Origin of the sequence: Scandinavium sp. M-37, from assembly GCF_043558715.1 — a bacterium.
Taxonomy (GTDB): Bacteria; Pseudomonadota; Gammaproteobacteria; order Enterobacterales; family Enterobacteriaceae; genus Scandinavium; species Scandinavium vulneris_A.
The window spans coordinates 1-394 of record NZ_JBIGIN010000124.1 but is presented as its reverse complement, the minus strand read 5'-3'; the positions used below and the strand labels follow the sequence as shown (position 1 = coordinate 394).

The 394-nt window shown below is 50.0% G+C and carries 1 protein-coding gene; it reads right to left on the bottom strand.

The genetic code is table 11. The features are described from left to right. Positions 1 to 68: 68 nt before the first annotated feature. On the bottom strand, positions 69 to 394 hold a 326-nt coding region (locus tag ACG0Z5_RS24005), incomplete at its 5' end, for a Biofilm associated protein A (protein ID WP_394451694.1).

Genomic DNA, 394 nt, shown 5'->3' with positions numbered 1-394 from the left:
AGATTCACTTATACAAAAATCCCCGGCCGTAGCCGGGGATGAGTTAAGGATTGGAATAATTCTACAGATTATGAAACCTGATGAAGCTCCAGACCCTGTTGCACCAGAAGCTCAACGTTACTGCCCGCATGCTGGTAAACCTCATACTGAACCCCACCCGCCGTCACCTGACCAGCATCCTGCCAGGTGTTGTGCGCCAGGTCTTCAACCTTCAGTTCAACCACATCACCAGCATCACCGGTTACCGCCAGTTGCTTATGACCATCCTGAATGAACAGGTTGTCATGCGCTTCATTGAGGATGTCGTTCAGCGTGAGCTGAAGGGTATTATGCGCATGGTCGGTCATATCGACTGCTGCTGGTAATGTATGTGAATCATCAATCTGAGCGAGTG